This is a genomic window from Gordonia neofelifaecis NRRL B-59395 (assembly GCF_000192435.1).
In the GTDB taxonomy this organism is placed as follows: domain Bacteria; phylum Actinomycetota; class Actinomycetes; order Mycobacteriales; family Mycobacteriaceae; genus Gordonia; species Gordonia neofelifaecis.
The window spans coordinates 200,795-219,718 of sequence record NZ_AEUD01000001.1 but is presented as its reverse complement, the minus strand read 5'-3'; the positions used below and the strand labels follow the sequence as shown (position 1 = coordinate 219,718).

18 protein-coding genes are annotated in these 18,924 nt (G+C 68.9%); 11 read left to right on the top strand and 7 right to left on the bottom strand.

The features are described 5' to 3' along the window. Positions 1-18: 18 nt before the first annotated feature. Positions 19-879 (bottom strand): lysophospholipid acyltransferase family protein, encoded by an 861-nt coding sequence (locus SCNU_RS01150; protein WP_009677508.1) that lies wholly within the window; start codon positions 877-879, stop codon positions 19-21. A gap of 9 nt (positions 880-888) precedes the next feature. After that, complete coding sequence (locus SCNU_RS01145) at positions 889-1,734, bottom strand: GNAT family N-acetyltransferase (RefSeq protein ID WP_009677507.1); 846 nt, start codon at positions 1,732-1,734, stop codon at positions 889-891. Positions 1,735-1,979: 245 nt separating this feature from the next. Here SCNU_RS01145 and SCNU_RS01140 point away from each other — a divergent pair, with 245 nt between their 5' ends. Then, the gene (locus SCNU_RS01140; protein ID WP_009677506.1) at positions 1,980-2,288 is read left to right on the top strand and encodes a GIY-YIG nuclease family protein; all 309 of its coding nucleotides are present in this window, start codon (positions 1,980-1,982) and stop codon (positions 2,286-2,288) included. Between the two features lie 404 nt (positions 2,289-2,692). Here the strand turns inward: SCNU_RS01140 and SCNU_RS01135 are convergent, their stop codons facing one another. Continuing rightward, entirely contained in the window at positions 2,693-3,646 is a 954-nt protein-coding gene (locus SCNU_RS01135) for an electron transfer flavoprotein subunit alpha/FixB family protein (protein WP_009677505.1), read from the bottom strand. Positions 3,647-3,697: 51 nt separating this feature from the next. Beyond that, positions 3,698-4,483: an electron transfer flavoprotein subunit beta/FixA family protein gene (locus tag SCNU_RS01130; RefSeq protein WP_009677504.1), complete on the bottom strand. Its 786-nt coding sequence runs from the start codon at positions 4,481-4,483 to the stop codon at positions 3,698-3,700. A 159-nt stretch (positions 4,484-4,642) separates the two neighbouring features. Here SCNU_RS01130 and SCNU_RS01125 point away from each other — a divergent pair, with 159 nt between their 5' ends. The 8 genes from SCNU_RS01125 (at position 4,643) to SCNU_RS01090 (ending at position 12,426) form a co-directional block, all read left to right on the top strand. Further along, positions 4,643-5,461: a class I SAM-dependent methyltransferase gene (locus SCNU_RS01125; RefSeq protein WP_009677503.1), complete on the top strand. Its 819-nt coding sequence runs from the start codon at positions 4,643-4,645 to the stop codon at positions 5,459-5,461. Next, positions 5,461-6,999 carry a 1,4-alpha-glucan branching protein domain-containing protein gene (locus SCNU_RS01120; protein ID WP_009677502.1) on the top strand — a complete coding sequence of 513 codons (1,539 nt, stop codon included), beginning with the start codon at positions 5,461-5,463 and terminating at the stop codon, positions 6,997-6,999. The genes SCNU_RS01125 and SCNU_RS01120 overlap by 1 nt, the downstream gene beginning before the upstream one ends. Continuing rightward, positions 6,999-8,243: a glycosyltransferase family 4 protein gene (locus SCNU_RS01115; RefSeq protein ID WP_009677501.1), complete on the top strand. Its 1,245-nt coding sequence runs from the start codon at positions 6,999-7,001 to the stop codon at positions 8,241-8,243. The genes SCNU_RS01120 and SCNU_RS01115 overlap by 1 nt, the downstream gene beginning before the upstream one ends. 217 nt (positions 8,244-8,460) lie before the next feature. Continuing rightward, complete coding sequence (locus SCNU_RS01110; RefSeq protein WP_009677500.1) at positions 8,461-8,982, top strand: alternate-type signal peptide domain-containing protein; 522 nt, start codon at positions 8,461-8,463, stop codon at positions 8,980-8,982. Between the two features lie 25 nt (positions 8,983-9,007). Continuing rightward, positions 9,008-9,595, top strand: a complete 588-nt coding sequence (locus SCNU_RS01105) for a hypothetical protein (protein WP_009677499.1) — start codon at positions 9,008-9,010, stop codon at positions 9,593-9,595. Then, a complete protein-coding gene (locus SCNU_RS01100) occupies positions 9,592-10,260 on the top strand; it encodes a signal peptidase I (RefSeq protein ID WP_009677498.1) in 669 nt (222 codons plus the stop codon). The genes SCNU_RS01105 and SCNU_RS01100 overlap by 4 nt, the downstream gene beginning before the upstream one ends. Beyond that, on the top strand, positions 10,257-10,850 hold the full coding sequence (locus SCNU_RS01095; RefSeq protein WP_009677497.1) for a hypothetical protein: 594 nt from the start codon (positions 10,257-10,259) through the stop codon (positions 10,848-10,850). The genes SCNU_RS01100 and SCNU_RS01095 overlap by 4 nt, the downstream gene beginning before the upstream one ends. A gap of 4 nt (positions 10,851-10,854) precedes the next feature. Next, the gene (locus SCNU_RS01090; protein WP_009677496.1) at positions 10,855-12,426 is read left to right on the top strand and encodes a S24/S26 family peptidase; all 1,572 of its coding nucleotides are present in this window, start codon (positions 10,855-10,857) and stop codon (positions 12,424-12,426) included. Position 12,427: 1 nt separating this feature from the next. On the opposite strand, the gene SCNU_RS01085 is transcribed toward SCNU_RS01090, so the two are convergent. After that, positions 12,428-13,183, bottom strand: coding sequence for an acyltransferase (locus SCNU_RS01085; RefSeq protein ID WP_009677495.1), 756 nt, complete (start codon positions 13,181-13,183; stop codon positions 12,428-12,430). Positions 13,184-13,307: 124 nt separating this feature from the next. On the opposite strand from SCNU_RS01085, the gene SCNU_RS01080 reads away from it, so the two are divergent. Continuing rightward, entirely contained in the window at positions 13,308-14,621 is a 1,314-nt protein-coding gene (locus SCNU_RS01080; protein ID WP_009677494.1) for an outer membrane protein assembly factor BamB family protein, read from the top strand. A 118-nt stretch (positions 14,622-14,739) separates the two neighbouring features. Here SCNU_RS01080 and SCNU_RS01075 read toward each other — a convergent pair whose 3' ends face one another. Continuing rightward, on the bottom strand, positions 14,740-15,957 hold the full coding sequence (locus tag SCNU_RS01075; protein ID WP_009677493.1) for a THUMP-like domain-containing protein: 1,218 nt from the start codon (positions 15,955-15,957) through the stop codon (positions 14,740-14,742). A gap of 146 nt (positions 15,958-16,103) precedes the next feature. Here SCNU_RS01075 and ctaD point away from each other — a divergent pair, with 146 nt between their 5' ends. Continuing rightward, entirely contained in the window at positions 16,104-17,816 is a 1,713-nt protein-coding gene (gene ctaD, locus SCNU_RS01070; RefSeq protein ID WP_009677492.1) for an aa3-type cytochrome oxidase subunit I, read from the top strand. Between the two features lie 94 nt (positions 17,817-17,910). Here the strand turns inward: ctaD and SCNU_RS01065 are convergent, their stop codons facing one another. Then, complete coding sequence (locus tag SCNU_RS01065; protein ID WP_009677491.1) at positions 17,911-18,918, bottom strand: class I SAM-dependent methyltransferase; 1,008 nt, start codon at positions 18,916-18,918, stop codon at positions 17,911-17,913. Positions 18,919-18,924 lie beyond the last annotated feature (6 nt).

Below are 18,924 nucleotides of genomic sequence, written 5' to 3'. Positions count from 1 at the left end.
CGGCGACAGCCCGGAAAATCACGCCGGGAGCCGGACCGGATCGTCGAGATCCACTTCGAATTCACGGAGCGCCTCGATCGGCTCCGCAGGCACGATCAGCATCTGCGCTGCGGACGCGAGGCTCCCGCGGTCCCCGACCGGCAGCTGCATGTCGAATACCGTGACGGTGATCCGCAGTCGGCGGGAGCGGACGATCCGCGACAGCGTGGTGCCGACCGTGTCCTCCCCCAGGAATCCGGGCATCGTGGTCCGGCTGCCGTCGTCGGAGTACACCAGTCGCACCGGCAGGATCGGCACGCCCGCGTCGATCGCCGCCTGGAAGAAGGCCGGACGAAAACGGCCGGACGCCGTGCCACACCACGTGGTGCCCTCGGGGAACACCGCGACCGGCCGGCCGCGGTCGAGGATGCCGGTGACCCGATCGATCATCGGCGGCAGTCGTCGTAGGTCGCCGCGCCGGTGCGGCAGGACGCCGAACAATCGGGCGACGGGTCCGAAGCCGGGCATCTGCAGCACTTCCCGCTTCGCGACGAACCGCGCGGGTGCGACGCAGGCGAGTGCCACGATGTCCAGGAACGAGATGTGGTTCGCCACCATCAGCGCGCCGCGCACTCTGCGTGCGTCGCGCGGACGGCGGTCGTCGATCTCCAGCATCACGCCCATCGCCCGCAGCGCGACCCTCGCGCTGCCGCGCCAGTAGCCGTGACGCATGGCCCGGGGACACAGCACGGTGAGCAGACCGGCGGCCAGGATCACCGGCCCGATCAACCCGAGTGCGGCGAGCCGAAGCCCGGAGCGCAGCGGCGACGCGGGCCGGGCTCGTGTGTGAACGCAGTGCGCGCCGCACGGACTGACCGGCATCCAGGCGCCTGTCTCCATGTATGCGCCCTATTTCTCGTCGGTGCCGAGCCGGGTCAGCGCTCCGCGCAGCCGGTCCGTGTAGCGCTGGTCGCCGTTGTAGCGGTCGAGCACCGTGAGGAAATCGCCGACGTCGAAGACCTCGTCGAAGGCCGGCTCACCGCACACCCGCGCACCGAGCCGGACGTAGCCGCGCAGCAACGCGGGCAGGCGGTTTGTCGCCGGCGGCTCGAGGTCGTCGAGCGAGCGGCCGTCGACCTCGACCTTCCGGTACGGGTAGACCTGCCAGTCGGCGCGGTGCCTGTCGCGCGCGAGGTCGCGGATCCCGCGCAGCTCCCGACCGCGGCCGATCTCCGACTCCAGCGGTACCGACACGCACCCCATGAGGTAGCGGTAGCTCCCCTCTTCCAGGTAGTTGAGGACGGCGGCCCAGAGCATCGCGGTCACCGAGCCGCTGCGGTGCGCGGGGTCGACGACGGCGCGGCCCATCTCGACCGTCTCGCCGCGAATCCCCTCGAGTTCGGCGAGGTCGAACTCGGTCGCCGAGTACCAGCCGCCCGCCGCGATGGCGCGCGGCGGCGGCAGCACGCGAGCGCAGCCCACGAGCGCACCGGTGGGCATGTGCCGGACCAGCATGTGCTCGCAGTACTCATCGAACCCGTCGGCGTCGCGTCCGGAGTCGACGTCGCCGATGCCGTCGGAGTACCCGGGCTCGTTGTTGAACACGTCGTATCGCAGGCGCTGCGCGTCCTCGATGTCGGATGGATTCTCGGAGACGAGCACCTGGTAGTCGCCGCCCGCGAGAACCGGTCGGGCGACCCGGCGGCGAGTGGACTGCGATGACGGGAAGCTGTTGGAGACATCCGTTGCTGTCATGCCTCGCAGTCAAGGCGTGCCGTTCGACGCGCCCGGCAATGCGACGTGACATGTCAGGACACGACGGGTTAATTCCTGGATCGCCGGTGGCAGTTGGGTTGAGCGGCTGGTTGGGCGAGCCCTTCCGCTGGTTGAGCGCGCGAAGCGAGTCGAAACCCCCGCACCCGGGCTGGGACACCCACCGTCCGCGCGTACCTGTGGACAGCCCGATACCGCCGAGGCCGTCGACGTGCGACCGTCGTCGCATGTCCGGTTTCATGTACATCCTGCGCTGCGCCGACGACAGCTACTACGTCGGGAGCACCCGCAATCTCGAGGCCCGCATCAGTCAGCACATGGACGGTGTCGGCGCCGCGTACACGCGACGGCGACGGCCCGTCACGCTCGTGTTCGTCGAAGAGTTCGACACCGTCGCCGAGGCGTACGAGATGGAGAAGCGAGTTCAGGGATGGTCCCGGGCGAAGCGCGAAGCACTGATCGACGGCGCGCCCGAACGCTTGCCCGGGCTGTCGAAGCGCGGGTATCGGCGGCCGACGACGTCCGGGCGTGACTGACCTCCTCTGGTGCGGGGTTTCGACTCGCTCCGCTCGCTCAACCAACGGGCGGGAAGCGCTCGCCCAACCAACGGACGGGGTCTCGCTCGCCCCGCGGCAGTCGCGCCCGCGCAGCGAACAGGCACTGCCGACCACCCGCCGATTGAGCGAGCGAAGAGAGTCGAGATCACCGCACCACACACCGAGAACCAGCACACCGCAAGGGGTTTCGACTCGCTCCGCTCGCTCAACCAACGGGCCGGCGCCTCGCTCAACCAACGGGCCGGCGCCTCGCCCGACCAACGGGCGGGGTCGCACTCAACCAACGGGCGGGGTCGCGCTCAACCAGCGCCGGAGACGCGGAACGCCCCGCCGCAAAGTCTGCGGCGGGGCGTTCGGCGATCGCTTACGCGATGATCAGCGCGTCACTTGCGCTTGTTGATCTCCTCGGTCAGCTGCGGGGCGACGTTGAACAGGTCGCCGACGATGCCGAAGTCGCTGATCTCGAAGATCGGAGCCTCTTCGTCCTTGTTGACGGCGACGATGGTCTTCGAGGTCTGCATGCCGGCACGGTGCTGGATGGCGCCCGAGATGCCCAGGGCGATGTACAGCTGCGGCGAGACGGTCTTGCCCGTCTGACCGACCTGGAACTGGCCCGGGTAGTAACCCGAGTCGACAGCGGCGCGCGAGGCGCCGACAGCGGCACCGAGCGAGTCCGCGAGGGCCTCGACCACCGAGAACTGCTCGGCCGAGCCGACACCGCGGCCACCCGAGACGACGATCGACGCCTCGGTGAGCTCCGGACGGTCGCCACCGACGTTCGGTGCGAAGCCGGTGATCTTCACACCGCCTTCCTGGGCCGGGACCTCGACGTTGACGACCTCGCCTGCGCCGGCTGCCGGAGCAGCCTCGACGCCGCCCGGACGCACCGAGATGACCGGGGTGTCGCCACCGGCCTGAGCGTCGACGGTGAACGCGCCACCGAAGATCGAGTGGACGCCTGCGCCACCCTCCTTGACGTCGATGACGTCGGTCAGCAGGCCGGAGCCCAGACGCACGGCCAGACGGCCGGCGATCTCCTTGCCGTCCGCGGTGGCGGCGACCAGAACGCCCGCGGCGCCTGCGGTCTCGGCCAGCTGCGACAGCACGTCGACCTTGGGGGTGATCAGGTAGGTCGCGACGTCGTCCGACTCGGCGACGTAGATCTTCTCGGCGCCGGCCTCGGTCAGGCCTGCGGTGACGCCCGCAGCCGAGCCCGGCTTGCCGACGACGACGGCGGACGGGGTGCCGAGGGCACGCGCCGCGGTGATGAGCTCGCTGGTGACCTTCTTCAGCCCACCTTCGGCATCCTGCTCAACGAGCACGAGTACTTCAGCCATGATTGTTCTCCTGAATGTCTTTGGGTTCGCCAGATGAAGTGGTGGGCGCGATCAGATGATCTTCGACGCGACCAGGAACTCAGCGACCTTCACGCCGCCGTCGCCCTCGTCGGTGACGCGCTCGCCGGCCGACTTCTCAGCCTTCGGGGTGACACCGGTGACGGTGCTGCCCGCGTTCGCCAGGCCGACGGTGTCGGCGTCGACGCCGATCTCCGCCAGCGTCACGACGTTCACTTCCTTCTTCTTGGCGGCCATGATGCCCTTGAAGGACGGGAAGCGCGGCTCGTTGATCTTCTCGTTGACCGAGACGATCGCGGGCAGCGTGGCCTCGACGTTGAAGATGCCCTCGTCGGTCTCACGCTCGCCGCGCAGGGTCTCGCCGTCGACCTCCAGCTTGCGCAGGTGGGTCAGGTGCGGGAGCTCGAGGTACTCGGCGATCATGGCCGGGACGGCACCGCTGCGACCGTCGGTGGCCTCGTTGCCCGCGATGACCATCTCGACGCCCTCGACCGTGCCCAGCGCCGAAGCCAGGACGTAGGCGGTCTGCACCGCGTCGCTGCCGTGCATCAGGTCGTCCTTGATGTGGATCGCCTTGTCGGCGCCCATCGACAGGGCCTTGCGGATGGCGTCGGTGGCGCGCTCCGGGCCGGCGCACAGCAGCGTCACTTCACCGCCGTTGGCTTCCTTGATCTGCAGTGCCTCTTCGACGGCGCGCTCGTTGATCTCATCGAGCACTGCGTCGGCGGCTTCCCGGTCGAGCGTGAAGTCGCCATCGGCGAGCTTGCGCTCGGACCACGTGTCGGGAACCTGCTTGATCAGAACGACAATATTCGTCATGGGTCTTCGTCGACCTCCTGCATCGGGTTCGGCAACTTACCGGCCGGTAAGGCCATGGGTCACTCAACACTTTAGCCGCTGGTCGCCCACGGAGAGAACATGGCACCGGTCACTTCCCGAGTGGTGGCGGCCACGGTGGCATGCCCTAAGGTCGTGGCGGTGACCGATTACCAGCCGACGCCGCAGTCCGATCAGCTCGCGCTCACCGGCGAACGCACCGTGCCCGGGATTGCCGCCGAGAACTACTGGTTCCGCCGCCACGAGGTGGCCTACGAGTACATCCTGGACCGCTGTGCGGGACTCGACGTGCTCGAAGCGGGCTCCGGCGAGGGGTACGGCGCAGCGATGGTCGCGACCCGTGCCGCGTCGGTGACCTGTGTGGACTACGACGAGCAGGCCGTCGAGCACACCCGCCGCCGATACCCGGAACTCATTGTGCACCAGGGGAATCTGATCGATCTGCCGCTGGCGGACGCCTCGGTCGACGTCGTCGTCAACTTCCAGGTCATCGAGCATCTCTGGGACCAGAGCGCCTTCGTCGCGGAGTGCCACCGGGTGCTGCGCCCAGGCGGGGTGCTGCTGATGAGCACCCCGAATCGCATCACCTTCTCCCCGGGCCGCGACACCCCGCTGAACCCGTTCCACACGCGTGAGCTGAATGCGGCGGAGATGACCGAGTTGCTGGCCGGCGCCGGGAGCGAAGCGAGCGGGCCGAATGTCACCGGCGCCGGGGGCGGCTTCGACGTGCAGCAGATGCTCGGTGTCTTCCACGGCGCGACGCTGCGGGCACTCGACGAGAAGTGGGGCGGGTCGATCATCGACGCGCAGATCGAGCGCGCGCTCGCCGGCGACGAGTGGCCGGCCGAGCTGACCGACGACGTCGCCGCCGTCGCGACCGCGGACTTCGACATCCTGTCCGCGACCGACGCCGACATCGACGCCAGCCTCGACCTGTTCGCTGTGGCCGTCCGACGCTGATGACCGTCGACAAGGTCCCCGGCCAGTTCACGCTGGTACTTCATTCGCATCTCCCCTGGCTCGCCAACCACAGTCGTTGGCCGGTCGGTGAGGAGTGGCTCTATCAGTCGTGGGCCCACTGCTACCAGCCCGTCTTCGCCGCCCTTCGGCGTCTGGCCGACGACGGCTTCTCCGACGTGCTCTCGCTGGGCGTCACGCCGGTCCTGGCCGCTCAGCTCGACGATCCGCACTGTGCGTCGTCGATGTACGAGTGGCTGGCCGACTGGCAGTTGCGCGCCATGGAGGCGGCGATCGCGCCGGAACCCGACCGCCGCCGTATGGGACATCGCGAGTTCCGTTCCGCGGCAGCCGCTTTGCATGACTTCGAGACGCAGTGGCGGCACGGCGGGAGCCCGCAGATCCGGCCATTGGTGTCGTCCGGGATCATCGAACTGCTGGGCGGCCCGCTCGCCCACCCGTTTCAGCCCCTGCTCGACAGTCGGCTCCGGCAGTTCTCGCTGAGCGAGGGCCTGGCCGACGCCGAGTTGCGCTGGGGTACCCGGCCGACGGGCATCTGGGCGCCCGAATGCGCCTACACGCCGGGCATGGAGCAGGAGTACCGCGCCGCAGGCGTCGGTCACTTCATGGTCGACGGCCCCACCCTGCACGGCGACACCGCCCTCGGCCGGCCGGTCGGCGACTCCGGCGTGGTCGCCTTCGGCCGCGACCTCACCGTGAGTTACCGCGTGTGGTCGCCCAAGTCCGGATACCCGGGCCACGCCGCGTACCGCGACTTCCACACCTACGACCACCAGACGGGCTTCAAACCGGTCCGCGTCACGGGGAAGAACGTGCCGGGCGAGGCGAAGAAGCCGTACGACCCGTCGTTGGTGGATCCGGTGATCGACAAGCACGTCGACGACTTCATCGACTGCATCCGCGCGCGGCTGATCTCCGAGTCGGAGCGGATCGGCCGGCCTGCTCACGTCGTCGCGGCGTTCGACACCGAGTTGTACGGACACTGGTGGCACGAGGGGCCCATCTGGCTGGAGCGACTGATGCGCCGACTTCCCGAGGCCGGAGTCACGGTCGGCTCGCTCGCGACCGCCCGCCGGAACGGTTACGTCGGCGAACCGGTGGAGCTCGACGACTCGTCATGGGGCTCGGGCAAGGACTGGCGCGTGTGGGAGGGTCCGCAGGTTCAGCATCTCGTCCAGCTGAACAGCGAGGTCACCGATACCGCGCTCGACTCGCTCGACAAACGGCGCGGCCACGCCCCGGGTGTTCCGGCGCGCGACGGGATCGCCGACCAGATCCTGCGGGAGACGCTGATGACCGTCCAGTCCGACTGGCCGTTCATGATCTCGAAGGACACCGCCGCAGGCTACGCGCAGGACCGCGCCTACAAGCACGCGCATGCGACCCGGGAGATCTGCGCCGCGGCCGACGCCGGTAAGGAGGGCCGGGCCCGGCAGTTGGCAGACGGCTGGCGACATGCCGACAATCTGTTCGGCGCCCTCGACGCGAGGCGGCTGCCCGCCCGGGAAGGCGGCTTCTGATGCGCGTCCTCGTCGTCTCCTGGGAGTACCCGCCGGTGGTGGTGGGCGGGCTCGGCAGGCATGTCCACCATCTGACCGAGGCCGTCGCCGACCTAGGTCACGACGTCACCGTCCTCACCCGGCAGCCCTCCGGCACCGACGCGAGCACCCATCCCACCACCGACACGGTCGTCAACGGGGTCCGGGTGATCGCCGTCGCCGAGGATCCGCCCGCGTTCGACTTCGGCGCCGACATGATGGCGTGGACGCTCGCCATGGGCCACGGCTTCGTCCGCGCGGGCCTGCGGATCCTGCGCGACGGCCCCGCCCCGGACGTTGTGCACGCGCACGATTGGCTGGTGGCCCACCCGGCCATCGCGCTCGCCCAGTACTTCGACGTACCCCTGGTCTCGACGCTGCACGCGACCGAGGCGGGCAGGCACAGCGGCTGGGTGGCGGGGCACATCAACCGCCAGGTGCATTCGGTGGAGTGGTGGCTGGCGAACGCCTCGGACTCCCTCATCACCTGCTCCGCGTCGATGCGCGATGAGGTCGACACCCTGTTCGGGCCGCAGTTGCCACCGATCACCGTGATCCACAACGGGATCGACGTCCGAACCTGGAGCTTCGTGGACCGGCGGGTCCACGCCGGTCCCCCCGAGCTGCTGTTCGCCGGCCGTCTCGAGTACGAGAAGGGCGTGCAGGACCTGCTCGAAGCGCTCCCCGCGATCCGCCGCGCGCACCCGCGCACGCGGCTGACCGTTGCGGGCGACGGCACCCAGCTCGCCTGGCTGCGCGAGCAGGCCGCGGACCACGGCGTCACCGCCGCGGTCGACTTCGTCGGCACGCAGGATCACGAGGGCCTGCTGAGGCTGATGCACCACTGCGACGCGATCGTCCTGCCCAGTCGCTATGAGCCGTTCGGGATCGTCGCGCTCGAGGCCGCGGCGACCGGCATCCCGTTGATCACCTCCACCGCGGGCGGACTCGGCGAAGCCGTGACCGACGGCGACACGGGCTGGACGTTCGAGCCCTTCGACCCGGCTGGTCTCGCCACGGCCGTGTGCGACGCGCTGGCCGATCCGGCGGCGACGCAGCAGCGTGCTCGCCGCGCGCGCACCCGCCTCGGCGAGGAGTTCACGTGGCAGTCGATCGCGAAGCGGACCGCCGAGGTCTACGCGTCTGCGCGACGCCGTCCGGCGCGAGTTCTGGGACGACCGGAGATCCCCCTCCGACCGATGCCGGAGCGCGATCCGGGCGTGTGATCCCGGCCGGCGGCGCAATGAGAACCGGGCCATGCCGTCGGCCGATCGGCACGATTCCGGCATTCGATCGAGACAAATGACCTGAACGTACGACAGTCGAATCTCCCGAAACCAGTAACAACCCGTCTCACTTCACCGAACCTCTCACCAGTGACAACCGTCACAGATTTGAAGCTCGGTGGCAGCCCTCAGTCCACCGCGACCCGGAGGTGGACAGATGAATCGCAAGACGAAGGGCGCCCTGGCCGTCGGAGCGGGAGCCATCCTCCTCCTCGGCGGATTCGGCTCCTACGCGCTGTGGAGCGACTCCGAGGACATCGCGGGCGGCAACATCACGACCGGTGACTTCGGCCTCGACTGCGGCACCGGCGGCGCCTGGACCGACATCTCGTCGACGATGATCGGCGGCAACGCAGTCGACCCGGCCACCGATCTGATGGTGCCCGGCGACGTCTGGAAGTACGCGGGCGACTGCACCGTCACCGCGACCGGCAAGAACATGAAAGCGACCCTGGGCGTGAACCTGGGCACCGGAAACGTGCCGTCGAGCAACTTCGTCGTGACGACCACGGCGAACGGCACCGACACCACCACGACGCCGATCTCGGTCACCAACGGGCAGCAGATCCCGGTGACGGCGACGGTCGAGTTCAAGGCGAGCACGCCGAACACTGTCGACACCAACACGCAGGTCGGGGTCAGCAACATGAAGATCGCACTGAACCAGGTGCGACCGTAGCCCCCAGACGATTCTCGAACGCACCGTGACGCGACGCAGACTGCTCATCGGAGCCCTCGGCGTCCTGGTGGTGTCGCTGATCCTCGGATCCGTGTACTCCACCGGGGCGTTCTGGGCCGACGCCGAGACCTGGAATCCCGGCACCGTCGAGACCGGAACCATCGGTCTCGACGCTCATGGAAGCGGCGGGTCGTCGTACACGTTCCCGGCGCTGCAGGGCGCCAACATCGCGGTCGGCAACGTCACGGAGGCGCCGCTCACCATCACCAACACCGGTTCGACGCGGATCCGCTACCTGCTCTCGGCGGGTGGCCCGATGATCAGCACGACCGGCTCGGCGGTCACCGTCCGGCTCTCGGGCTCGGTGGGCGGGTGCGCGGGCGGCAGCGGAGATCTCAGCGGCGCGTTCCCCGCCACCGACACCACCGGGCCGCACACAGCCATCGCGCCGGGGTCGCCGTCGTCGTCGGACTGGAAGGTCCTGGAGATCGGCGCGAGCACCACCTGGTGCGTTCGGGCGATGCTGAAGGCGGTGAGCGGAACACAGCCCGCCGCGTATCAGATCAACTTCGACTTCGCGGTCGGCCAGCTCCGTCCGGGGCAGAACCCGTGACGGCGATCGACGGCGCGGCGCCGTCGCAGGGCGCCGATTCCGAGCGGCCGGAACGCACACCGGCCCAGCGCAGGCTGCACCTGGTGTGGCAGGCCGTCAGTTGGCTGCTGCTGTTCGCCGCATTCGCGGTGCTGTTCGCCACAATCGTGGTGCCGAAGGTCGGCGGCGGACGGCCGTACTCCATCCTCACCGGATCGATGCGGCCCGACTATCCGGAGGGCATGCTGATCGTGGTGCGTCCGGCGCCGTTCGGATCGATCCGTATCGGCGACGTCATCACCTACCAGTTGCAGTCGGGCCGGCCGGGCGTCATCACCCATCGCGTCGTCCGGATCACCGAGACACCGAGCGGGCAGCCGAGGCTGGTCACGAAAGGCGACGCCAACGACGCCGAGGACCCGCCCGTCCGCCCGGTCCAGGTCCGCGGCGTGCTGTGGTACTCGATCCCCTACGTGGGATACGTCAACACCTGGTTCACCGGTGCCCGGCGCACCGTCACCGTGTTCGTCCTCGCCGGACTCCTCTTCGTGTACGGCGGCTGGCAGTTCTACACCGATTGGCGGGACGACCGACGCCGGCGGGCGCGTGACGAGGAACTCGCCGGTCCCGCGGACGAGACTCCGACCGCCGCCTTCGCACTTCCGGCGAAGGAGTCCGACTCGTGAGGTTCAGACTGCCCGCCACGACGACGTCGAAGCGCGTCCGCGCACTGCTGGCGTGCGGGATACTGCTGGGCACCGGTGCCATCGGCACCTCGGCGCTGTGGTCCACCACCTCCCACACGCTGTCGGGCCAGTTCACCACCGCGACGATCGAGATCCGGGCCAACGGCTCGGCGGCCGCGACCGTCTCCTTCCCCGACACGCTGCTGCCGGGCTACACCACCGCGACGATGGTCGACGTCAAGAACACCGGCACACTCGCGTTCACCTACCTTCCCTCGGTCGGGTCGTCGAACACCGCGACGAGTGTCGGACAGTGGACCACGCTCAAGTCGACGGTGGTCGCCGCAGGCACCTCGGTGACCGGCACCTCCACCGGAACCACCTGCCCGGCGGGTATCGCCACCCTGGTGTCGGCACAGAATGTGACCACCGCGAAAGCGGGGTTCTCCGGCGTCGTAGCCCGGCCGCTCGCGATCGGCACCACCGAGCGGCTCTGCATGCAGCTCACCCTGCGAATGGACACGCCGGCGAGCTTCGCCGGTCTGGCGTCCGCGGGCACCGTCACCTTCACCTTCGACGCGACGGGATAGCCACGTGACCTGCGACGAGACCCCCACCGATCCCTTCATGCCGATCCGCCCGCGACGACCCGCGGCGGATCGAGCGCTCACCGTCGCCGCCGCGGCCGGTGTCGCGTGCATCCTGGCGACGGTGGCCGCCGTGCTGTTCGGCGTCCGGCCGATGATCTTCGAGACCGGATCCATGTCACCGGCCATCCCCGTCGGCGCGCTCGGCTTCTCCCGAACCGTACCGGCGACGCAGCTCCGGTCCGGCGATGTGGCGACCGTCGTTCGCGCCGACGGCACCCGCGTCACCCACCGGGTGGTCTCGGTCGATGCGACCTCATCGACGTCGGCGATGCTGACCATGCGCGGCGACGCCAATCCCGCCCCCGATCCGGACCGGTACATCGTCGCCGACGCCCGCCGGGTGTACTTCACCGTCCCGGTGCTGGGCTATGTCGCCTCGTGGCTCGGCAATCCGTACACGCTCGCGATTCAGGCCCTCGGCGTCAGTGCGCTGCTGCTCGTCGCCTTCGCACCCGAGCAGGGCTGGCGCCGGTCGCGGGCCGCGCGCCGGATGGTCGGCACCACCGCCGCCGCGGTCACCGTGGCCGTCGTCGCCACCGGCGTCGTCGATCCCGGTGAGGCCCGCGCCGCCACCGCGAATGCCACCGCCACCGGTGCCCTGGCGACCGGCCGTCCCGCCAATCCGACGTCGTTGAGCTGCTACAACACCACGACGACGTACCTGCTCCTCCCCTATTCCACCGTCGAATTGCGGTGGCCGAACCCACCCAGTCAGGCGAACTACACCTACGAGTTGAGCTTCCCCGGACAGACTCAGGCGCCGATCCTGCTCCCGGCATCGAGTCTGGCCAATCCGGCCGTGTACAAGTTCGAGCAGGGAATCCTCGGCAGTCTGCTGACCTGGATCCTCGGCGGCGGAAGCTACCCGGTGGTGCTGACGAATCTGATCGGCAACTTCCGCTCCAGCGGCACCGCGACGCAGTCGCTGCGGGCGACGACGCCGGTCTTCGAAGTGCCCGCCGGTATCAGGTGTGTCTCGCCGACCGGGACCGCGTCGGCGCGCCTCGCCCCGACCACGACGTCATCGGCGGCCTCATCAGCGCCGCCGTCAACGTCCGCCTCATCGACGTCTGCCTCGTCGACGTCTGACGCAGCGTCGAGTCCGCCGGCCTCGTCTCCCAGCGCCCCGGCCGCTCCGACGACGACCTCCGAGGTCGCACCGTCCCCGACGCCCGAGCTCCCGGCCGGCGGAACGCCGACCTCCTCGGGGCGATACGCGTTCTATGACGACGGCGGTGCGGTGACGATCCGAGACGCGACATCGACCGAGGTCGTCTACCGGGGCAGCTTCCCGTCGTCGAGTACGGTCCGGTGGCTGCCGGGCAGTGAGCAGTTGGAGATCACCGAACCCGACGGGACCGTCGTGACGGTGAGCCGGTCCGGCTCCGACTGGCTCGAACAGCGGACGCCACCGCCGACCACCGCCGCGGCTCAGTCCCCGGCGGCCCAATCCCCCGCGACTCAGCAGGGCACGACGACGTCCACGGAACCGGTGCCGGAGGCACCGGCAGGCTGACCTAACCTGCGGGGTCGCCCTTCGCCGCCGCCTTCTTCCGCTCGATGTCAGCGAGGGCGCGTTCGTACTCGGCGCGCTGCTCGGCACCGGCGTCCCACGCCTCCTTGCGATTCTTGACCACACGGGCCGGGGCGCCGACCGCGATCGCGTAGTCGTCGATCACACCGCGCACCACGGCGTGGGCGCCGAGGACGCAGCCCCGTCCGACCGTCGTATTGCGCAGCACCGTCACCTTCGCCGCGATCCAAGTGTCCGGGCCGATGCGGACCGGTCCCTTGACGATGCCCTGATCCTTGATCGGCAGGTCCAGGCTGTCGGTCACATGGTCGAAGTCGCAGATGTAGCACCAGTCGGCGACCAGCGTCGATCCGCCGATCTCCATGTCCAGATAGGAGTTGACGACATTGTTGGCGCCGAAGACCGCCTTGTCGCCGATGCGCATGCTGCCCTCGTGACAGCGGATGGAGTTGCCGTCGCCGATGTGCACCCAGCGGCCGATCTCCATGCGAGCCAACTCGGGCGTCGCGTGAATCTCCACGTTCCGGCCGAGGAACACCATGCCGCGAAGCACGATGTGCGGATTCGCCATCCGGAAACGCGCGAGACGGTAGTAACGGACCAGGTACCACGGGGTCCAGGCACGATTGCGCTTCACCCATCGGAGTGAGTCCATCGTCAGGAAGCGAACCTGCTGGGGGTCGCGACGGCGCCCGGCGCGCCACCGAGAGCGGTAAGACGCGTTCCACATCGTGGTCATGAAGACAAACCCTAAACGACAGGCTCCGGCGGCCGCCCCGCAGCAGGCGATTCGCCTGGTGACCGGACACGATAGAGTCGTGCGCGGACGCGGCGGCAACCGCGCGTCTCGACCAGATCGGAGCATGATGACCCAGGCCGCACGCCGACGCCCGCGCGCGATTCTTCGCACCGCTGTCCTCGGGGCGCTGACCGCGCTGATCATCACGTCGTGCTCCGACGGTCACCTCGACGTCCGCTCCGTGCCCGCGGCGGGCTGGTCGTCGTACGGCGGCAACAGCGCCAACAGCAACTACACCTATGCCCGGCCGCCCGCGGACCTCGAGCTGTCGTGGACGCGCCCGACCGGCGGCCCGGTGACCAGCCCGGTGACGATGAACGGCGGCGGCGACGTGATGGTGTCCGCACGGACGCCGAACGGCTGCAACATGATGGCCCTCGACTATCGAGCGGGCCGCAAGAACTTCTGCAAGCGGATGGCCGACGGGTTCTGGGGTAACTCGGCGCTGATCGACCAGTTCTCCCAGCCCTACATCGGCGAGCCGGGCCGGTTCCTCGCCTTCACCGGCGGCGGCGCCATCCGCTGGCGGAAGGACGTCTCGGGTGCGCCGACGTCGGCGAAGTTCGCCGGCCCCGGCCGAGTCCTGGTCACCACCTCGCTCGGGCAGGTGCTGATGCTGAACTCGCAGAACGGCGACGATGCGATGCCCGAGCGGAGACTGTGGTCGAATCCCGCAGCCGACCCGCTGACCGGGCTCGGCGACTGCGTGACCGGCGCCGCAGGTTGTGCGATCTCGGCCCCGCCTGCCGTGGACTGGTCTCACCAGCGGTTCTTCGTCAACTTCTTCCCGCAAGGCGCCAAGCAGTCGCAGCTCAAGGCGCTCGGATACGGGCAGCGCGGTGCCGGGGAGACGATCGTCGACCTCTGGGCCACCGACCTGCCCGGCGGGGTGGTCGGACCGCCGACCGTCTCCGCCGACGGCGCCACGGTGTACGCCTTCGGCCGCGACGGCAGGCTGTACGCGCTCGACGCCGCGTCCGGCGCGATCAAGTGGAGCTTCGACACCGGCGGCTACGGCTTCGGCACCATGTCGGTCTCGCCCGACGGCGTCATCGTCCCCGCGGGCACCATCGGCGCCCCGCTGGTCGTCGTGCGCGATACCGGCGACAAGGCCGAAGAGGTGGTGCGCCGCACCGATCTGCAGACGACGGGGCTCTCGACGCTCACCGCGGCGGGCACGCTGTGGACGGTCGTGCGGACCGGCGCCGACCAGCAGCTCGAACTGATGGAGCTCGACACCCGTTCCGGTGCGACCAAGCGAACGCTCCCGATGCCGGAGGCCAAGGGCTTCGCCACGGGCATCGCTGTCTCCCCCACCGGCCGCCTCGCCGTCGCGACCAACATCGGCGCGGTGTACTACTACAACCCGAAGTCGTAGCGGGGGCTGTTGGTCGAGGGCCCCTCGTTGGTTTGAGGAAGGTCTTCTCCGCCGCTGGTTGAGCGAGCGGAATAGGGCTCGCTCAACCAACGATGAAGGCACCAGCGATAACGCTCCCTCAACCGGCGACGGCAGCCCGGACCCCCGGCTCGCAGAGGAAGGCGGTGCCGGTCCGGCCGATTCGGGTCAGGACCACGGCCAGGGGGCGAGATCCCTTGAGCTTCAGCCGCTTCCGCAGCTTGTCTGGATCGATGTCCAGCCCGCGGACAAGGATCTCGAGACTGCCGCAGTCGTGCGCGGCGAGCGCTCCGCGCAGCACCTTCTCGCTGACGCCGAGCTGATCGATCACCCGGAACCCCCGCTCGCCCGGGGGCACGTGATCTCCCGTCAGGTAGGCGATCTGCGGATCGAGTTGGCGCAGACCATGCCGGTTCGCGTAATGGCGGACCAGCCCCGCTCGCACCACCGCGCCGTCCGGATCGACGATCCACTCCCCGACTCCGGCGGGGTCGAGCTCGTCGGGATCGTCGCTTGTCACCTCGTAGGCGTCGGTGCCGGTGCGCAACACGGTCGCACGCCGGGCCGGGCGCGGCGACTCACTCCACAGGCACGCCTCGCGCACTCCACCGTCGAGTGAGACCACCTGCACCTGACCGTCGAATCCGAAGCGGTCGCACAGCAGCCGGTAATCGAGTCCGGGTGCGCATTTCACGACCAGTTGGCGCCCCGCGTACACCGAAAGAAGTTCCAGCAGCGGAGGATCGAGCTCGTCGAGCTTGAACGTCCGGCCGCGGGCGTTCCGTCGTGCCGGATCGGCGATCACCACGTCGGCTTCTGACACCGGAGCCAACGCATCGGCGCGAGCCAGCAGCCACGGCCTCCGACGCTCGCCGTCGAGCGAGAGATTATGGTCGGCCATCGCCAGTCGCACCGGATCGAGATCGCTGCCGATCGCGCCGGAGATGCCGTCAGTGGTGGTCAGCGCCATCAGCTCGGACCCGATCGAGCAGGTGACATCGTGCACGACCGCCCCGGGATGACGCGCGGCGATGTCGGCCGCCCGATGTGCGGCCACCGGCGCGGCCGTGGCCTGCTGCAGCGCGGTGTCACTCGCGAGAATCCGGTCGGCGTGCAACAGCTTCGACGACGCCTTCCGGCGGGTGCGGACGGTCTCGACCAGCGCCGGCGCGTGCTCGCCGTAGCGCGATCGCAGATCCGGCATCTCGCTCAGCAACGCGTCCGGTGTCAGCGTCAGCGACGCGGTGTTCTGCAGGGCCTTCTCGCCGTACCGGGAACGAAGGAACTCGACGTCGTCGATGCTGAACTCGTAACCCACAGCGCAACCCTAGTCGGTGCGGTCCCACGGTCCCGAGCACACCGGGCCGTTGGACTGTCCGGCCGACAACGTTGGGCGATATCGGCGGGCCGCGAAACAGCGAATCCTGAAGGGCACCACACTCGTTCGAGAGATAGAGCCCACGCATGACCGCACAGGACGCCCGCCCGGACGTCGACCTGACCGCCGTCCGCCCGTACCCGTCGCCGCACCAGCGGAAGAGGGGATCGCTGCTGCAGCGGGTACTGACGACCACCGACCACAAGCAGATCGGCATCATGTACCTGGTCGCCGCAGGCGGCTTCTTCGTGATCGGTGGGCTGCTCGCCCTGCTGATGCGCGCCGAGTTGGCTCTGCCGGGCCTGCAGTTCGTGTCCAACGAGCAGTTCAACCAGTTGTTCACCATTCACGGCAGCATCATGCTGCTGCTCTACGCCACGCCGCTGGCCTGGGGCCTGGCCAACTTCCTGCTGCCCATCCAGGTCGGTGCACCGGACGTCGCGTTCCCTCGCCTCAACGCGCTCGGATTCTGGCTGTTCCTCGGCGGCGGCCTCGTCGTCGCGGCCGGTCTGCTCACCCCGGGCGGTGCCGCCGACTTCGGCTGGACCGCCTACGTGCCGCTCTCCGACGCGACCCACTCCCCGGGCGTCGGCGGCGACCTGTGGCTGGTCGGCGTCGCCGTCGGCGGTGTCGGCACCATCCTGGCCGCGGTCAACTTCATCACGACGATCGTGTGTCTGCGCGCTCCGGGCATGACCATGTTCCGGATGCCGGTCTTCACGTGGAACATCTTCGTCACCAGCGTGCTCGTACTGCTGATCTTCCCGCTCCTGACCGCCGCGGTGGTGGCGCTGGAAGTGGACCGCCAGTTCGGGGCCCACCTGCTCGACCCCGCCAACGGCGGAGCGATCCTGTGGCAGCACCTGTTCTGGTTCTTCGGCCACCCGGAGGTGTACGTCCTCGCCCTGCCGTTCTTCGGCGTCGTCTCGGAGATCATCCCCGTCTTCTCCCGGAAACCGATCTTCGGCTACTCGGGCATGGTGTTCGCGACCCTGGCCATCGCGGCGCTCTCCATCGCCGTCTGGGCACATCACATGTACGTCACCGGTTCCGTGCTGCTGCCGTTCTTCGCCTTCATGACGTTCCTGATCGCCGTCCCGACCGGCGTCAAGATGTTCAACTGGATCGGCACCATGTGGAAGGGCCGCGTCACGTTCGAGTCCCCGATGCTGTTCACCGTCGGCTTCCTGGTGACCTTCCTGTTCGGCGGACTGACCGGCGTCCTGCTCGCCAGCCCGCCGCTCGACTTCCACATCTCCGACACCTACTTCGTCGTCGCACACTTCCACTACACGTTGTTCGGCGCGGTCGTGTTCGCGGGATTCGCGGGCATCTACTTCTGGTTCCCGAAGATGACCGGACGGCTGATGGACGAACGCCTCGCGAAGTGGCACTTCTGGCTCACGTTCATCGGCTTCCAGATGACTTTCCTGGTCCAGCACTGGCTCGGCAACGAGGGCATGCCGCGCCGCTACGCCGACTACCTCGCGTCCGACGGATTCACCGTGCTCAACATGGTCTCGACCGTCGGTTCGCTGGTCCTCGGTCTGTCGACACTCGTGTTCATCTGGAATGTGTTCAAGAGCTACCGCTACGGCGACGTCGTCACCGTCGACGATCCGTGGGGGTTCGGCAACTCCCTCGAGTGGGCGACCTCGTGTCCCCCGCCGCGGCACAACTTCACCGAGCTGCCGCGAATCCGGTCCGAGCGCCCGGCGTTCGAACTCCACTACCCGCACATGACGAAGCGGATGGCGGCGGAACGTCACGCGGGTCACCGGGAACTCGTCGACGCCTGAGTCGAGGGCCCACCGCGCATAAGATTCACCGCTCAGCTCCGCCCTCAGAAGGGGCGGCGGGGCTGAGCGGTGAATCCTGTGCGCAGAGTCGCGGTTACTTCTCCGGCTTCACACCGGTGATGAGGACGTTGTAGAAGAACTTCGGCGGGACCACCTTGCGCAGGATGTTCTCGTCGATCCAGGTCATCCGCTTCCAACCGCCGAAAGCGAAGCCCGCCCAGCCCCAGCCCAGCTTCTCCGACGGCACCGCGGCCTCGAAGGTGCGAACCGGCCAGCCGAGCATCGCCGCGGCGAGTTCCTCCGCGGCCGACTCGACCTGCACCGCGCCGGCGCTGGTGGCGAGTCGCTCCAGGTCCTCCGGCGAGAAGGTGTGGATGTCGACGACGGCCTCGAGCGCCGCGGCGCGCGAGCTCTCGTCGAGCTCGGCCTGCGGACGACGCCACTGCTTGAGCGGGCCGAACTTGGTGACGTTGGTGGTGGCCCACCAGGTGGCGCGGCTCATCCAGCGGGCGTAGAAGTCGCCGATGGTCGACGGCTCACCCGCGAACACGAAGCGCCCGCCCGGCTTGAGCACGCGCAGGACCTCGCGCAGCGACTTCTCGACGTCGGGGATGTGATGCAGCACCGCGTGCCCGACGACGAGATCGAACGTGTCGTCCTCGTACGGGATGGACTCGGCGTCGGCGACGCGGCCGTCGACGTCCAGACCGAGGTTCTCGGCGTTGCGCAGGGCGACCTTCACCATGCCGGGCGACAGATCGGTGACCGAGCCCTTCTCGGCGACACCCGACTGCATCAGGTTGAGGAGGAAGAAGCCGGTGCCGCAGCCCAGCTCCATCGCGCGACCGTAGGGCACCGGCGCGTCGGGGACGATCCGATCGAAGCGCCCGCGGGCGAAGTCGATGAGGCGTTGGTCGAACGAGATCGACCACTTCTCGTCGTAGGTCTCGGCTTCCCAGTCGTGGTAGAGCACCTGAGCGAGCTTCGTATCCTTCAGCGCCGCCTCCACCTGCTCGGCAGTCGCGTGCGGGTTCGGCGCCGGGTCGACCTGGTCGCCCGAGGCGGCCGGATCGGCGGTGTTCTGATCGTCGATGGCGGTCATTGTCGG